The following is a 15,893-nucleotide window of genomic DNA, read 5'->3' on the forward strand; positions in this document are numbered from 1 at the left end:
GGTCCTCACCTGCCCTGTCCGGCCCCCGGCTGACCTGCGTTGTCACCGGGCCCGTGCAGGGAGGTCCAGACGTAGTCCGGTAGATGGGCGCCGTACCGCTCGGTGAGGTCGTCCAGGATCTGCGAGCGCACCTCGATCACGAGCAGGCGATCGCGGTCGGTGCGCGCCCCCTCCAGCTGGGCACTCGAGGCCGCCCACTGCAGCCGCAGAGCGTCCTCCGTGTCTGCCTCGGCGGCGTGGTGGAGCTCGGAGGACGCGGTCCGGCGTCGACCCAGGACGCGGTAGGCAGCCCGGATCGCATCAGGCGAAGTCACGATCAGACCTCCGATCACGGCGAGCAGCCACGGACCCAGGAGCGGGGCCAGTCCGGGCAGCACGAGAACCGGCCAGCCGAAGATCACGGCCCCCTTCTGGATCAGGCCGCGGCCCGGAAGATCCTGACCGAGCGCATAACCCAGGGCGGCGCCGAACACGCCCATCGTCAGGGTGGTGATCAGCGTCCCGAGCAGCGACATCGACGCGACCGTGGCAGCGGCTCCCACCACAGTGACCACCGCGAAGGCGCACAACCAGAGGGAGCGCAGCACCCTCATGGCGACGACACCCCGGCCTCGTTCGCCTCGTTCGCCTCATGGACGAAGTGCTGCACGGTGGCATCCGGACCCGGGTAGACGAGCGACTCGTGACCCGTGTCCTCCCACCGCACGAGGTACGGCGGGGTGCCATCGGCGTGGCGCACAGCGAGGATCTCGCCGTCGCGCACCACCTGCCCCACCTGTCGTCCCTTGACCACCAGTCGGTCCCCGACGCTCGCATGCATGGCTGCCTCCCCTGAAGGTTCCTGTGCTTCGAGCGTGACGAGTCCGAGCCGCAGGGTGCAGGGCAGGAGGTCCCCCTCCTCTCGGTCGATGGGCCCGACCGGACGCCTCGCCCGCGACGGGCAGGGCCGTTGGCGAGGGGCGAGGGCCCAAAGGCCCTTGGACGTGGTGCCTGCGAGGCGCAGGCTGGATCGGAAGGAGAGGAGCGCCCCATGAAGCTCGACGACGTGCACGCCGACGAAGTCCAGCGATCACTACTCGGCATGTGGACGACCACCATTCGCGGAGCGGACATCGCCCGGCTGGCAACCGCAGTGGATCCCGACGTGGAGCACGTGGTCCTCGAGGATGTCGGGACCCACCACCAGCGCTGGGAGCAGATCAACATCCCGGGGACCGGACTCCCCCACGAACTGCGCAGCCGCAACGTCCGGTTCGATCTGCTGCTGTCCCCCGCCGAGCTCGCCGACCTGGCGCCCTGGCTGGAGGAGAACGCGATCAACCTGTTCCTCTGGCAGGCCCTGAGAACACCGTCGGCCGAGCAGTCGCTGCGCCACGTGACCGGTCACCATCGCCTCCGCCTGGCCGAGCAGTTCGGCGTGACCCTGTTCATCGAGCAGCCCCGCCGATCCAGTCCGGCGCTGATGTCGAGCCCGTCGCAGCTCGCGCTGAACGAAGCCGTAGACCGCTTGGGCGCCAGCATCGACCCCCGACCGGCCACTCCGCTCCGGGTGCCGCACGCGCGGATCCATGCCGGCCCGCAGACTCGCTAGCCGGTCACGGGCTGGTGGGCTTGGGCCGCGGCCTCAGCTGACGCGGGGCCTCGGCACCGGACCCGGCCACCTCCAAGCGCAGCTTCACGTCGATCAACGCTGACCCGGTCGGGGTGACGATCACCGGGTTGAGGTCCACCTCCGCGACCTCCGGCACATCCTGCGCCAGGGCGGCCACCTGGAGGACGACCTCGACCAGGGAGTCGATGTCGGCCGGCACCGACCCGCGGAAGCCCTCGAGGAGCGGCCAGCAGCGCAGGCCGCGAAGCGCGCGGCGTACGTCCCCGGCGTGCACCGGAGGAAGCATGTAGGTGCGGTCGAGGAGTACGTCGGTGTTGATGCCGCCGGCCCCGACCATGACCAGCGGGCCGAAGGTCGGGTCACGGACCACCCCGACCACCATCTCGACGCCGGCCACCATGCCCTGCACGAGGACAGGCACGTCGCGGTAGCCGAGCTCGCTGGCGAACGAGGCCACAGCTGCCCGGACGCCGGCGACCGAGTCCACGCCGACGCGCACGAGTCCGCGTTCGGTGCGGTGGATCACGTCGGCATCGGCCACCTTGAGGGCGACCGGGAAGCCGATCTCCTGAGCCGCCTGGGCCACCTCCTCCACGCCGGTGGCCACCTGGCCGACAGCGGCCAGGGCGTACTTGCCGAGCAGCTCGGCGCCGGCGCCGGCACCCACCCAGCCGCCGTGACCGGCCGCGTCCAGCAGTCGGGCAGCGATCGCTCGCCGCTCCGACAGCTCGATCATGGACAGGTCGTGGACCGGTTCGGCATCCGTGGCCGTCTCGATCGTGCGCTCTCCCAGCCAGGCGGCGTACCGGGCGGCACGGCCCATCGCTCGCACCGCGCCCGCTGTCGAACGGAACCGGGTCAACGGTGAGGTCGCCGGATCGATGTCCTCGATCCCGTGGGTCACGAGCACCAGTGGGACCTCAGCGTGCCGCGACCGCACGGCTGCCAGTGCCTGCAACGCCGGGTGGGGGTCGGCCAGGCTGGTGGCGACCAGGACGACGAGCACGGAGTCGACCTCCCCGGAGGTCATTACTTCCTCGACGATGGCCGCGAAGGCCTCCGCATCGACTCCCGCACCCGCGTCGACGGGGTTGGAGGTGCCCGCCGTGCCGAGCACGTGAGCGGCCAGGCGGGTCCGGGTGGCCGCGGACAGCTCAGGCAGGACGAGTCGGTGTTCGGCGGCGGCGTCGGCAGCCAGGACGCCCATGCCGCCGGCGTTGCTGATCACCGCGATCCGGTCGCCTCGAGGCAGCGGCTCGCGGGTGAGGATCAGGGCGGCCTCGGCGAGGTCCTCGGCGTCGTCACAGCCGATGACCCCCGCCTGGGCGAACAGCGCGGTCACGCCGACCGCAGTCGTGGCCGCGGCCGCAGTGTGCGAGGCGCCTGCGCGTTGCCCACCGACCGACCGACCACCGACCACGGCCAGCAACGGCTTGTGCTCGGCGAACCGGCGCGCCAGCCGGGCGAACTTCGGGGCGTTGCCGAACGACTCCAGGTAGAAGGCGGCAGCGCTGACCTGTGGGTCGTCGGTCCAGGCCGCCAGCAGGTCGTTGCCGGACACGTCGGCCTTGTTGCCGAGCGAGACCAGGCTTCCGATGCCCAGTCCCAGCTCACGGGCGAGGTCGGACATGACGATGCCGACGCCGCCGGACTGGGTGGCGACCGCGAGCCCACCGGTGGGGGGCACCGAGGGACTGAACGTGGCGTTGAGGCGGATCTCGGGGCTGTTGCTCACCACTCCGAGGCAGTTGGGACCCACCACCCGGATGCCGCGACTGCGGGCGAGACCGGCCAGCTCCCACTGCAGGGCAGCTCCTGATGCACCCAGCTCCTGGAAGCCGGAGCTGATCACGACCGCGCACGGCACGCCGGCGTCAGCAGCATCCTCAAGCGCGGCCAGGACCTTCTCAGCAGGCACGGCGATGACCGCGAGGTCCACGGGCTCGGGGACGTCGGCGAAACTCGAGTGGACCTCCAGGCCTTCGACCCGCAGGCCGGCGGGGTGGATGACGCACAGGCGTCCGGTGAACCCACCCGCTCGGATCGCATCGAGAACTGCTCGACCGATGCCGCTCCCGTCGCGTCGTACGCCGATCACCGCGACGCTGCGCGGGTAGAGCATCGGGTGCAGCGAGCGCGCCTCGGCACGTCGATCCCGCGCGTCGGCTGCTGCGCTGCTGTTCGGGGTGACCCGCGTGTCCAGCCGGACCGTCACCACGCCCTCGGCAGTGCCGCGCCGGAACGTGTAGCCGGCGTCGGTGAACACCCCCAGCATCGGGTAGTTGTCACCCAGCACCTCGGCCTCGAACGTCGAGATCCCACGGTCGCGGGCAGCGGCCGCCAGGTGCTCGAGCAGCAGGCTCCCGATGCCCTGACCGTGGTGGCCGTCCTCCACCAGGAACGCCACCTCGGCCGCACCGGGCCCGGTGGCCTCGGCGGTGGCCAGGGCCACGATCCGCCCGTGCACCTCCAGCACCATCGCAGGGGTGTTGTCGCGCAGCACGTGCTCGACGTACTCGTCGCCGGTGCGCCGCTCGAGGCCGAAGAACCGCATCCGGTAGTTCTCGTCGCTCACCTGGTGATGCAGTGCATGCAGCGCCGGGCCGTCGTCCGGGCGCACGGGTCGCAACAGGGCGATCGAACCGTCCGTCAGCAGGACGTCTGCGGAGGACATCGCCTGCTCAGGCACGCGGGTCGATGACCAGGACCGGGCAGGTGGAGTGGTTCAGCACCGGGCGGGTCACCGGTCCGAGGTGTGACCCCAGCGGGGTCACGGGGTCGTGCCTGCCCACCACGAGCAGCCTGACCAGCTCGGACTCGGCCACGAGTACGTCGGGCGCGCGGCCGTGCACCACCACCGCCCGCCACGACACGTCGGGGTAGTCGTCGGCGATGGGGGCGAAGTCCCGGATGACCTCCTCCTTCACAGCGGCGTTCTGGGCGCGACCGGCCTCGCCGGCGAACACGTCACCGTCGAAGGCCGCGGAGAAGAACCAGGCCCGGACCACGTTGAGGTCGGCGCCGAGGCGTCGGGCCTCCTCGAAGGCGGCCTTGACGACCTGGCGTGAGCTCACCGCGTCCTCCACGCCGACCGCGATCACGTCGGGGTGGGCGGCGCTCTCGTGCCAGTCGTCGGGTATTGCGACCACCGGGGCGTGGGCGCGCGCGGCGACACCGTTCGTGATCGACAGCGCCGGCAGGTGCTGCTTGCGGTGCATGCGGTGGTGCTGGGTGACCACCAGCGCGGCGTTCTCACTCTCCGCGACCAGGCCCGGCACCACAGCCTCGTGAATGATCCGGGTGCTCACGTCGACGGTTCCCTCACTCAGCTTGTGGATCTTCTCCTCGCACTCGATGAGGAACTCGGTGCCGTAGCGGCGGAAGGTGCCATCCACGACGCGCAGGTCGACCGAGCCCGTCGGCCCGCCCCAGAAGGGCGGCAGTGCCGACACGAGATGGATGCGGCACCCGCGGCTGCGGGCCTGGGCGACGGCGTACTCGAGAGCGGCCTCACAGTCCTCACCGGGGCTGACGCAGACCATGACGTTGTGCGGGTCGGTGTTCAACATGGCGTCCTCACTTCTGGCTACTTCTGCAGGGATCCGGCCTGTTCGAGGACGAGGTCGGAGGTCTCAAGAGGCTCCTCGATCGGCGCGACGATCTCGACCGGACACTTGGCGTGGTGCAGCAGTGCACGTCCGGTCCCACCGACGTGACCGACCGGGAAGGCGTTGTGGCGGCGGGCCAGGAGCAGCAGGTCGGCATCCCTCGAGGCGACCTGGAGGATGCGGGCCGGTTGGCCGTGGACGATCCGGACCTCGACATGGACCTCGGGATAGGCATCGATCATGCCCGCCACGACCGAGTCGATGTCCTGACGCGCCCGGGCGGTCCATTCGTCCTGGTCGACCTTCGAGACCAGGAGGTCGTCGTACTCGTGCGGCAGCTCCCAGGCGTGCAGCAGGATCACCTCGGCCTTGCGCTCCGCAGCGGTCTCCAGGGCCCGGCGGATCAGCTCCGGAGCGTGCTCGGCGGACTTCACGCCCACAACGATGCGGTGGTGGTCCTCGGCCGGCATCCAGTTGCCCGGCACGGCGACCACGGGACTCTTCGACCGCGACGCGAGACCGATCAGGGTGGAGCCGGTGAGCAGCCGCTCGATCGCGGGCCGGCGCTGCGAGCCGATCACCACGAGGGGTGCCTCGTCCGCCATCTCAGCGAGCGTGGCGACGCGCGGCCCGTGCAGCAGGGTCGCCTCGACGAGGTCGTGCCCCACCAGCGTGCGAGCCTCAGCCGTCGCCCGGCGCAGGATCTCGCGACCGGCGACGTCGAGGTCCGAGGACGCCAGGGGCATCATGGGTGAGATCGGAACGTAGTACGGGACGACATGCACCAGGTGCACGCCGGTTCCACGGCGCAGCGCCTCCTGGGCCGCGAACCGGATCGCTGCCGAGCTGGCACTGGAGCCGTCGACGCCCACTAGCAGGGGGGTCAGGTCTGTCATCACATTGTCCTTTCGGGGTCCTGCTTCCACACTCCGCCGTGGCCACGGCTCCCTGCAGAGTCGTGCGCCTCACCGCAGCGGGACTTTGTTCCCATCGCTAGTCGACCCGGACCTTCTCCTGGAAGCGGGGCACCACAGCGGTCCACTGCAGCTGATCCTCGATGTCTGCGGCCAGGGCGGCCGCCGAGTGGGGCTCACCGTGCACGACGAACACGCCACGGGGCCGAGGCGCCTTGCCCAGCCAGGCGAGCATGTCGTCGCGGTCGGCGTGGGCGGAGTAGCCGCGGACGTTCACCACTTCGGCACGCACCGGGATGTAGCGGCCGTGGATCTTCACGCTCTTGGCTCCGTCGGCGAGCATGCGACCCCGGGTGCCGAGCACCTGGTAGCCGGTGATGATCACCGCGTTGCGCGGATCCGGCAGCTGGTGCTCCAGGTGGTGCAGCACGCGCCCACCGGTGGCCATCCCGGAGGCCGAGATGATGATGCAGGGCCGGTGCGGGTTGTTGAGTCGCTCGGATTCGACCTGCTCCGGAGCGAGGTGCAGGTGCCCGGGGTCGAACGGCTCGGCTGCCGCGAGGATCTCGGGGCGGAAGTGCTCCTGGCCACTGGGAGTGTGCAACGCCTCGCGATAGACCTCGAGCGCCCGCAGCGCCATCGGGCTGTCGACGAAGACGGGTACGTCGGGCACGTCGCCGGCGGCCACCAGCTGCTCGATCTCGCGCAGCAGGAGGGCGGTGCGGTCGACGGCGAAGGCCGGCAGGAGCGCAACGCCGCCGCGGGCGATGGTGCGCGAGAGCGCGACGCCCAGCTCAGCGGCTGCCTCGCCGGCGTGCACACGATCGCCGTAGGTGGACTCCACCACGAAGTAGTCGCTCGGTCCCGGGTCCTCCGGGGGAAGCAGCAGCGGGTGGTCAGGTCGTCCGAGGTCGCCACTGAAGGTGATCGTGGAGTCGCCCACCCGCAGGGTGGCGAAGCAGGAACCCAGGATGTGGCCGGCCCGGTACAGGGTCACTGACATGCCGTCGGCCAGCGTCCACGACTCGTGCAACGGAATCGGCCTCAACAGGGCGATGGCCTTCTCGGCGTCGCCGGTGTCGAACAGCGGCTGCGGGTCGTGATGACGCGACAGGCCCGACTCGTGAGCCCAACGCGCCTCCTCCTCCTGGAGGTGGGCGGCGTCGCGCAGGACGATGGCCAGGAGCTGGGCCGTCTCGGTGCTGCAGACGACGTCACCGCCGAAACCCTGGCGGGTCAGGACCGGCAGGTAGCCGCAGTGGTCCAGGTGCGCGTGCGTCACGACCACCGCGTCGAGGCTGGAGGCGGCCACGGGCAGGTCCTCCCAGTTGCGGTGGCGCCACTCGCGCTCACCCTGGAACAGTCCCGAGTCGACCAGGACCCGGCTTCCGCCCGACTCCAGCAGGAACTTGCTGCCGGTGACGGTGCCGGCTGCGCCGAGGAAGCTCAGGTTTGTGGTCATGGTGGGTCCTTGGGGTTGCCTTTGTCCCCAACCGTGGCCCCCGAAGCGGGCCTGCGACAGGGGCGGAAGTCCCCTCCGCCGACACAGTGCCTTGGCCCACCCCCGACGGGACCTTCTTCCCTGTCGAGGACCACCAACCAGAGACACCGTGGAGGCATCACCACCGACAGGAGGCACCACGATGCTTGTCCGAGACGTCATGACCCATCACCCGGTGACAGTCACGCCGGGAACCACCGTCAAGGAGGCGTTGGCGCTGCTGGCGCGCCACTCGGTCGCAGCCCTTCCCGTCGTGTCCGTCTCGGGCCGGATCCAGGGAGTGGTCAGTGAGGCCGACCTGATCCGCGACATGGTCGAGCCCGATGCCCGCATCCACGAGATCCCGCTCGAGACGACGACGCTCGACCACGCGGCGTACGTCGCCGAGGTGATGTCCACCCACGCCGTCACCGTCACCGCGGACACCGACCTGGCGGAGGCGATCGAGCTGATCACCTCGACCGCAGTCAAGAGTGTCCCCGTCGTCGACCGCCATGACCGGGTCACCGGCATGCTGAGCCGCAGCGACGTCGTACGCCTGCTCGCGCGCCCGGACGACACGCTCGAGGCAGAGGTGGACGCCGTGCTGCGCTCCCTTGCCCTGGGCGACTGGCTGGTCGAGGTGCACGACGGCATCGTCGAGGTCACCGGCCCCGAGGACGCCCGACACCGTTCCATCGCCCGTGCCGCAGCCGCGACCGTGCCCGGCATCGTCGAGGTCCGGATCTCCTGAGCTCTGCGGGGCGGTGGTTGCGGCTGCTTCGTTGATCAGGTTCCTCAGGTTCATCAAGGTATGCAGGCCAACCTCCACTTCCCACGGGTTGTTGATCGTGGGAAGTGGAGGTTCGGCTGCATACCTTGATGAACCTGGTGCACCAGGGACAGCGGGGCGGCCGTGACGCAGGCGCGCGGAGCCCCGGCCCGTCCGCCTGCTCCAACAGGACTCAGGTCCCGTGCAGAACAGACCTCGGGCTCTGCTCTTGGTCTGGCCCCGGCTGGAGTGTGGGAGTACAGAGATCGCCCCGACCAGGAGGAACCATGAAGGCAGCCGTCGTCACCAGCTTCACCGAACCGCTCGAGATCCAGGACCGCCCGGTGCCCACGCCCGAGTCCGGCCAGGTGTTGGTCCGGATCGAGGCCAGCGGCCTGTGCCACACCGACATCCACGCGGCGCACGGTGACTGGCCCGTGAAGCCCACTCCCCCGTTCATCCCCGGACACGAGGGTGTCGGGATCGTCGAGGCCGTGGGTGATGGCGTGACGGCGCGTGCGGTGGGTGACCGGGTCGCGCTGCCCTGGCTGGGACACGCCTGTGGGCACTGCGACTACTGCATCACCGGCTGGGAGACGCTCTGCGAGGCACAGCAGAACACCGGCTACTCCATCGACGGCAGCTTCGCGGAGTACGCCGTGGCCGACGCCGAGTACGTCGTACCCGTCCCCGCCGGCGTCAGCGCGCACGACGCGGCCCCGCTGACCTGCGCCGGGGTGACGACGTACAAGGCCGTGAAGGTCGCGCACATCAAGCCGACCGAGAAGGTCGCGGTGTTCGGCATCGGCGGCCTGGGGCACCTGGCGGTGCAGTACGCCAAGATCGTCGGGGCGACCGTCATCGCGGTCGACGTCGACGACGACAAGCTGGCGCTGGCCACCGAACTGGGCGCCGATCACGTGATCAACGCCGGAGTGACCAACCCGGTTCCGGCGATCGAGGCGCTGGGCGGGTGCGACGTCGCGATCGTGCTGGCAGTCATCCCGTCGGTGTTCGAGGGCGCCTTCGCCTCCCTGCGCCGCGGCGGACGCCTGGTGTGCGTCGGCCTGCCGCCGGAGACCGACGGCCCCATGTCGCTGCCGATCTTCCCCACGGTCCTGAAGGGCATCTCGGTGATCGGGTCGATCGTCGGGACCCGGCAGGACCTGGCCGAGGTGTTCGCGCTGCACGCCGCTGGCCGCACCCGCGTCGTTGCCGAGACGCGCAAGCTGGATGAGGTCAACACCTCCATCGACGACGTACTGCAGGGCGCGACGACGGCGCGCATCGTCTTCGAGTTCTGAGTTCATGATGTCCGCGGGCCTGCGCCGGTGGGTGGCCGTGTGTGCCGCAGCAGAGGCGATCGGGATGACCGCCGCTGCTGGGGCGGCGCGGTACGCCGACCACGTGCTGCAGGACCGCACCTCTGTCACGGTGGCCCTCGCGGCCGCCGTGATCGTGACTGGGGGGCTGGTGGAGGGCACTGCTCTGGCGGTGGGCCAGGGGGTGACACTGCGACGGAGCGTGCCCTCCATCAGGTTTCGCTCGTACGTGCTGGTGACGGTCCTCGTCGCCGGCCTGGGTTGGACGGCCGGGTCCCTTCCCAGTCTCGCCGCCTCCTCATCCTCGGCCGCGGCGCCCGCCTGGTGGCTCATGGTCCTGGCCGGGGCGGGCATGGGTCTGGTGATGGGGCCACTCCTGGGCACTGCCCAGGCGCTGGTCCTGCGTGCATCGGTACGCCGGCCGTGGACCTGGGTGCTCGCCAACCTGCTGGCCTGGACGCCGACGATGGCCGTCATGATGGTCGGCGCGAGCATCCCCTCGGCCTCGTGGTCGACCCCGGTGGTCCTGGTGTGGGCCGTGTTCGTCGGCACCCTCGCCGGTGCCCTGCTGGGACTGGTGCTCGGACTGCACGCACCGTCGCTCAACGGCGGGCGTCCACGCGATCGCCTGGTGCTCGCCTGCCTGCGGCTCGGTCACCCGCGATCCCTGTGTCGCTCGGTGGTGGGGTTGCGCATCACCGGCCGTCGCAGCGGTCGCACCTTCGAGCTGCCCGTGATGGCCGCGGAGTCCTCCGACGGCCTGGTGGTCGCGGTGGGACAGGCCGCCACCAAGACGTGGTGGCGCAACGTGCCGGACCGCCCTCTCGTCTGGGTGCTCCGGGACCGGCAGTGGCTGCCCGCCTGCGCGGAGCTGCTCACCCCGGAGGCTCCGGACTACGCGGACCTTCGCTCGGCGTACCAGGCCCGGTGGGCGCGGGCCCGCCTGGCTGACGACGACCCCATCGTGAGCATCCAGATGATGGAGGCTCACCCGCAGGACGAGCGGTCACCCTTGCCCACAGCAACGCAACGGGTGAACAGTGGCCCCACACCTTTTCGGAACGTCCAGCGATCAGGAGGCGCCTCGTGGCGAGCAGACAGTCAGGCGGCGCGGCAGGTCAAGCGGGCCCACCCGTAGCGGAGCGACCCGAGTCGATCCGCAACGTGCTCCTCGTGGGAGCTGCGGGCGCAGGGAAGACCACGCTGGTCGAGCGACTGCTGGTCACCGCCGGGCTGCTCAACCGAGCCGGCACCACCCAGGACGGCACCACCGTCTGCGACTTCGAGGACATCGAGCACCGCCACCAGCGCTCCGTCGGTCTGGCCCTGGCTCCCCTGCTGCACGACGGGGTGAAGATCAACCTCCTGGATGCCCCGGGGTACGTCGACTTCGTCGGTGAGGTGCGCGCTGGCCTGAGGGCCGCGGACTGCGCCCTGTTCGTGATCGCTGCCAACGAGGGCGTCGACGACCCGACCCGGGCACTCTGGGGCGAGTGCGCCGCCACGGGCATGCCACGAGTCGTGGTCATCACGAAGCTCGACCACGCCCGCGCCGACGTGGACGCCGTGATCGCCCAGGGCCAGGCTGCCTTCGGCGACCGCGTGCTTCCGGTCTACCTGCGCGAGGCCGGAGGCCTGGTCGGGCTCATCACCGGTGACCACGGACATGCCGACCAGCGCGCCGCCCTCATCGAGGGCATCATCGAGGAGTCCGAGGACGAGACCCTCATGGACCGTTATGTGGCCGGCGAGGACATCGACGCCGAGCTGCTCATCCGGGACCTCGAACGTGCCGTCGCCCGCGGATCGTTCCACCCGGTCGTCCCGGTCGACTCCACCAGCGGGGTCGGTGCCACCGAGCTGCTGGACCTGATCGTGTCAGCCTTCCCCTCACCCCTCGAGCACCCACTGCCTGTGGTGTTCACCCCCGCCGGACGCCCGGGACCGGAGCTGAAGTGCGACCCGTCAGGTCCGCTGGTCGCCGAGGTGGTCAAGACGACCACGGACCCGTACGTCGGCCGGGTCAGCCTGGTCAGGGTGTTCTCGGGCACGGTGCTGCCCGACGCGACGGTGCACGTGTCCGGGCACCGCTCGGCCTGGTCCGCGGGCGGGACGCCGGTCACGGGCCACGAGGACCACGACGAGGACGAGCGGATCGGGGCGCTCTCGGTGCCACTGGGAAAGACCCAACGGCCCGCGCCCGCTGTGGTCGCCGGCGACCTCTGCGCCATCGGGCGGCTCAGCCGCGCCGAGACCAGCGACACCCTGTCCTCCGTGGACACCCCGCTGGTGCTGGAACCGTGGCCGATGCCCGATCCCCAGCTGCCGCTCGCCATCGAGGTCCGGGCGAAGAGCGACGAGGACAAGCTGAGCCCCGGGCTCCAGCGGTTGGCCGCCGAGGACCCGACCCTGCGCGTCGAGCACAACACCGAGACCCATCAAGTCGTCCTGTGGACGATGGGTGAGGCCCACGCCGACGTACTCCTCGACCGGCTCGCGACGCGTTACGGCGTCGCCGTGGACGAGATCGAGGTGCGCGTGCCCCTGCGCGAGACGTTCGCTCAGCCCGCGACCGGCCAGGGCCGGCACGTGAAGCAGAGCGGCGGACACGGGCAGTACGCCGTGTGCTCCGTCGAGGTGGAGCCGCTGCCGCAGGGCGCCGGCTTCGAGTTCGTCGACCGGGTGGTCGGGGGTGCGGTCCCGCGCCAGTTCATCGCCTCGGTGGAGAAAGGCATTCGGGCGCAGATGGAACGCGGAGTGGTCAACGGCTGTCCCATGGTCGACCTCCGCGTGACGCTCACCGACGGCAAGGCGCACAGCGTGGACTCCTCCGACATGGCGTTCCAGACCGCTGGGGGTTTGGCCCTGCGCGACGCCGCCACCCGGGCCAAGACCTGCCTGCTCGAGCCGGTCGACGAGCTCGAGGTGCTCGTCGCAGCCGACCTGGTCGGCACGGTCATGGGTGACCTGTCCGCGCGCCGGGGCAAGATCCTGGGCAGCGACCCGGCCGAGCACGCTGACCACGTCGTGATCCGGGCGGAGGTGCCGCAGCTGGAGATCCGGCGCTATGCGGCCGAGCTGCGCTCGTTCTCCCACGGCTCGGCGTCCTTCACCAGGACGTTCGCGCACTACCAGCCCGTTCCCGAGAACGTGGCGTCGAGGCTGAGCACCGAGGTCAGATGAAGAGCAGCTGCGCGCCGTCGGTCTTCTCGATGAAGTCGCTGGCGCTGATGATGCCCTCGACCTCCTCGTAGAGGTCGTCCTCGTCGAGGTGGTTCATGTCGGCGGACAGCCGGCAGGCCCACAGGTGGCCGCCGGAGGCGACGATCTGCTCGAGGAACTCGGGCACCTCGGGGACATCAAGGTCGGCGATCGACTTCTTGAGCTTCGAGGTCGCCATCGCTGTCATGCCCGGAAGTCCACCGAGGCCCTGAGGCATGTGGGTGGCGGTGTTGCCGAGCATGGTGAACTTCAGGTCGCCCATGGTCTTCTTGTTGATCATGTCGAAGCCCCAGAACGTGAAGAACAGGTGCGTCTCGACGCCCTCGCCGAGGGCGGCGTTCGCCAGGATCAGGCCCGGGTAGGCCATGTCCAGGCTGCCCTTGGAGCAGATGATCGCGAGCTTGCGCCCGACCTGTTCGTCGGCATCGAAGTTCGGGACGATCGCCGGTGCTGTGGTGGTCATGATGGTTCCTTCCGTGGGTAGTGGGTGGTCTCGACAAGCTCGACCACCGAGGGGCCGAACTCGACCACCGAGGGGCCGACTCGACCACCGAGGGGCCGACTCGACCACCGAGGGGTTCAGACGCAGCCGTGAGGCTTGGGGAGACCAGCGATGTAGGCCATCTTCTTGGCCGGCTTCTGCGGGAACAGCGAGAACAGCTGCTTCACCGGGATGCCGCCGACAGTGGCGACCCGACGCAGCGTGGGGGTCTCGCCCTTCTCGGCGAAGTCCTCGCGCAGGAAGCGAATGGCCTTCCAGTGGTCCTCGGTCAACGTGATCCCGATGGCAGTGGCCAACTCCGCACCCAGGTCCTCGTCCCACTCACTCGGGTCGGTGAGGAACCCCTCGTCGTTCACCTGGATCAGGCGCCCGGCGTGTGTCGTGACAGGCATCGCTCTACATCTCCTTCGGGTCGGTCGAGGCGGGCGACTTGCCGGCCATCGACATGTGGGCGGGCAACGGCAGCGGCCGGCCCGGCAACAGCACGTTCCAGTAGATCCACCGGAACGCGAGCTTCCCGAGGTGGTTGCGACGCGTCTCCTTCAACAGGGCCATGGGGCCGGCGATCGGCAGCGGGTACGTGCCGGTCAGCGGCTCGGTGTCGTAGTTGAAGTCGATCAACAGACCTTTGCCGTCGCCTGACTCGATGAAGCAGTTCGCGTGACCGTCGAACGAGCCCGTCATCGGCTTGCCCTCGATCAGCTCGAGGAAGTTGTCGACGAAGATCTCCACCGAGAAGTGCGCCACCGAGCCGGCCTTCGAGGTCGGGATGTCCGAGGCGTCGCCGACCGCGAAGATGTTCGAGAAGGCCTTCGACTGCAAGGTGTGCTTGTCGACCGGCACGTAGTTCAGCTCGTCACCGAGACCCGAGCGCTCCACGAAGTCCGCGCCCATGTTGAGGGGCACGGTCACGAGGAGGTCGAAAGGAACCTCGCGCTCGTCGTAGGAGACCAGGGTCTTGGCCTCCGGATCGATGTGTTCGACCAGGAAGTCGGACTCGACGTGGATCTTGCGCTCCTCGAGCATCGAACCCAGGTGCTCGGAGGCGACGGGCTTGGTGAAGGCACCCGGCAGTGGGGTCACGTAGACCAGCTCGACCCGATCGCGCAGGCCCTTCTCCCGCAGCCAGGCCTCGGCGAGGAAGGTGAACTCCAACGGGGCCACCGGGCACTTGATCGGCATGTCGGTGATGTGGACGACCAGCCGCCCGTGATCGAACTCCGTCAGGGCCGTCGCCAACGCCTGCGCACCCTCGAAGGTGTAGAAGTCGAAGATGCTGCGCCGCCACTCGGGCCCGAGCATGCCCGGTGTCTGGTCGGGCCGCGGCGATGTGCCCGAGGCGATGACGAGGTAGGTGTAGGACAGGGACCGTCCGCCCTGCAGTGTGACCGTGCTCGTGGCCGGGTCCACCTTGTCGACCTCGCCGACCACGAAGTCCACGCCGTCGGGAAGCAGGGTGTGCCGCGAGCGGTGGATCTGGTCGGAGGAGTAGCGCCCGAACGGCAGGAACAGGTAGCCCGGCTGGTAGGGATGGGAGTCGTCGCGGTCCACGACCGTGATGTCCCATTCCTCACGGTCCAGCCGTCGGCGCAGCTTGTTGACGATCATCGTGCCCGCCGTACCAGCTCCCAGCACCAGCAGTTGCCGCTTCACGGTTCGCTCCCTCGCTCAGTGAGACAGCCGCCTGTCTCACCTCCACGCTAGGAGCGTGCGTCGGCACCCAGCAGAGCCGGAGGTCCCACCCAGGGAGGACCGTGGTCACCGTGTACGGCGCTCGGCTCAGGCCAGCGAGAGGAAGAGCTTCTCCATCTTCTTCACATCCAGGCTGTCCAGGCCATCGCCCTGCGTGAGGCACTGCTGCAGGCCGGTCGCCACGATCGCGAACCCAGCCCGGTCGAGGGCCTTGGACACCGCCGCCAGTTGCGTGACGACGTCCTCGCAGTCCCGGCCCTCCTCGAGCATCTTGAGGACGCCGGCCAGCTGGCCCTGGGCGCGCTTGATGCGGTTGATCACCGGTGTCATCTCGGCAGGATCGAGTTCCATGTCAGGCCTCCACGGGAGCAGATGAGAGTGCGTCGAGAGCGGCCGTGATGCGCTGACGCGCGTCGGTGGCGATCTCACGGAGGTCGTCGCCGGCCAGGCCCATCATCGCCTCCGGATCGAACGCCTCGACGATGCAGGTCTGGTCGTCCAGAGCGCGGACGACCACGTTGCACGGGAGCACCGCGGCCAGCGACGGGTTCTTGAGCAGCGCCTGGTGGGCCAGCTGAGGTCGGCAGGCACCCAAGATGACCTGCGGAGCCACGTCGACGTCGAGCTTGGCCTTCATCGTCGCCCGGATGTCGATCTCGGTGAGCACCCCGAACCCCTGGTCGGCAAGCGCGGTCCGCACCGCCTCCACCGCATCCGCGTAGGGACGGTTCGTGGTGACGCTGATCGTGAAGCTCATCGATCTCTCCTC

General features: G+C 69.7%; 16 protein-coding genes. 5 read left to right on the forward strand and 11 right to left on the reverse strand.

Annotated elements, in window-relative coordinates; translation table 11 throughout:
* Window positions 1-5: 5 nt before the first annotated feature.
* Together AB7I40_RS15745 and AB7I40_RS15750 are read right to left on the reverse strand one after the other, a co-directional pair.
* The gene (locus AB7I40_RS15745) at window positions 6-593 is read right to left on the reverse strand and encodes a hypothetical protein (RefSeq protein WP_428345748.1); all 588 of its coding nucleotides are present in this window, start codon (window positions 591-593) and stop codon (window positions 6-8) included.
* Entirely contained in the window at window positions 590-820 is a 231-nt protein-coding gene (locus AB7I40_RS15750) for a DUF1918 domain-containing protein (protein WP_428345747.1), read from the reverse strand. Before AB7I40_RS15750 ends, AB7I40_RS15745 begins: the two co-directional genes overlap by 4 nt.
* 210 nt (window positions 821-1,030) lie before the next feature.
* Between AB7I40_RS15750 and AB7I40_RS15755 the strand changes: the two genes are divergently transcribed.
* Window positions 1,031-1,591, forward strand: coding sequence for a hypothetical protein (locus AB7I40_RS15755; protein ID WP_428345746.1), 561 nt, complete (start codon window positions 1,031-1,033; stop codon window positions 1,589-1,591).
* 4 nt (window positions 1,592-1,595) lie between these two features.
* On the opposite strand, the gene AB7I40_RS15760 is transcribed toward AB7I40_RS15755, so the two are convergent.
* From AB7I40_RS15760 to AB7I40_RS15775, 4 genes are all read right to left on the reverse strand, one after another.
* Window positions 1,596-4,286 carry a GNAT family N-acetyltransferase gene (locus AB7I40_RS15760; protein ID WP_428345745.1) on the reverse strand — a complete coding sequence of 897 codons (2,691 nt, stop codon included), beginning with the start codon at window positions 4,284-4,286 and terminating at the stop codon, window positions 1,596-1,598.
* Between the two features lie 7 nt (window positions 4,287-4,293).
* A complete protein-coding gene (locus tag AB7I40_RS15765; protein WP_428345744.1) occupies window positions 4,294-5,181 on the reverse strand; it encodes a universal stress protein in 888 nt (295 codons plus the stop codon).
* A 17-nt stretch (window positions 5,182-5,198) separates the two neighbouring features.
* Window positions 5,199-6,116: a universal stress protein gene (locus AB7I40_RS15770; RefSeq protein ID WP_428345743.1), complete on the reverse strand. Its 918-nt coding sequence runs from the start codon at window positions 6,114-6,116 to the stop codon at window positions 5,199-5,201.
* Between the two features lie 97 nt (window positions 6,117-6,213).
* Window positions 6,214-7,596: an MBL fold metallo-hydrolase RNA specificity domain-containing protein gene (locus tag AB7I40_RS15775; protein WP_428345742.1), complete on the reverse strand. Its 1,383-nt coding sequence runs from the start codon at window positions 7,594-7,596 to the stop codon at window positions 6,214-6,216.
* Window positions 7,597-7,777: 181 nt separating this feature from the next.
* Here AB7I40_RS15775 and AB7I40_RS15780 point away from each other — a divergent pair, with 181 nt between their 5' ends.
* The 4 genes from AB7I40_RS15780 (at window position 7,778) to AB7I40_RS15795 (ending at window position 12,891) form a co-directional block, all read left to right on the forward strand.
* Window positions 7,778-8,368 carry a CBS domain-containing protein gene (locus AB7I40_RS15780; protein WP_428345741.1) on the forward strand — a complete coding sequence of 197 codons (591 nt, stop codon included), beginning with the start codon at window positions 7,778-7,780 and terminating at the stop codon, window positions 8,366-8,368.
* Window positions 8,369-8,673: 305 nt separating this feature from the next.
* Window positions 8,674-9,690 (forward strand): alcohol dehydrogenase AdhP, encoded by a 1,017-nt coding sequence (adhP, locus tag AB7I40_RS15785; RefSeq protein ID WP_428345740.1) that lies wholly within the window; start codon window positions 8,674-8,676, stop codon window positions 9,688-9,690.
* 4 nt (window positions 9,691-9,694) lie between these two features.
* Window positions 9,695-10,846: a nitroreductase/quinone reductase family protein gene (locus AB7I40_RS15790; RefSeq protein WP_428345739.1), complete on the forward strand. Its 1,152-nt coding sequence runs from the start codon at window positions 9,695-9,697 to the stop codon at window positions 10,844-10,846.
* Window positions 10,795-12,891 (forward strand): elongation factor G-like protein EF-G2, encoded by a 2,097-nt coding sequence (locus AB7I40_RS15795; RefSeq protein WP_428345738.1) that lies wholly within the window; start codon window positions 10,795-10,797, stop codon window positions 12,889-12,891. Before AB7I40_RS15790 ends, AB7I40_RS15795 begins: the two co-directional genes overlap by 52 nt.
* On the opposite strand, the gene AB7I40_RS15800 is transcribed toward AB7I40_RS15795, so the two are convergent.
* The 5 genes from AB7I40_RS15800 to AB7I40_RS15820 form a co-directional block, all read right to left on the reverse strand.
* Entirely contained in the window at window positions 12,884-13,393 is a 510-nt protein-coding gene (locus AB7I40_RS15800) for a DsrE/DsrF/DrsH-like family protein (RefSeq protein ID WP_428345737.1), read from the reverse strand. The genes AB7I40_RS15795 and AB7I40_RS15800 overlap by 8 nt on opposite strands.
* A 116-nt stretch (window positions 13,394-13,509) precedes the next feature.
* On the reverse strand, window positions 13,510-13,824 hold the full coding sequence (locus tag AB7I40_RS15805) for a TusE/DsrC/DsvC family sulfur relay protein (RefSeq protein ID WP_428345736.1): 315 nt from the start codon (window positions 13,822-13,824) through the stop codon (window positions 13,510-13,512).
* 4 nt (window positions 13,825-13,828) lie between these two features.
* Window positions 13,829-15,085, reverse strand: a complete 1,257-nt coding sequence (sqr, locus tag AB7I40_RS15810; RefSeq protein ID WP_428345735.1) for a type III sulfide quinone reductase, selenoprotein subtype — start codon at window positions 15,083-15,085, stop codon at window positions 13,829-13,831.
* A 126-nt stretch (window positions 15,086-15,211) separates the two neighbouring features.
* Entirely contained in the window at window positions 15,212-15,475 is a 264-nt protein-coding gene (locus tag AB7I40_RS15815) for a metal-sensitive transcriptional regulator (RefSeq protein ID WP_428345734.1), read from the reverse strand.
* A gap of 1 nt (window position 15,476) precedes the next feature.
* On the reverse strand, window positions 15,477-15,881 hold the full coding sequence (locus AB7I40_RS15820) for a DUF302 domain-containing protein (RefSeq protein ID WP_428345733.1): 405 nt from the start codon (window positions 15,879-15,881) through the stop codon (window positions 15,477-15,479).
* Window positions 15,882-15,893: the final 12 nt, after the last annotated feature.

Source organism: Nocardioides sp., from assembly GCF_050246775.1.
Lineage (GTDB): Bacteria > Actinomycetota > Actinomycetes > Propionibacteriales > Nocardioidaceae > Nocardioides.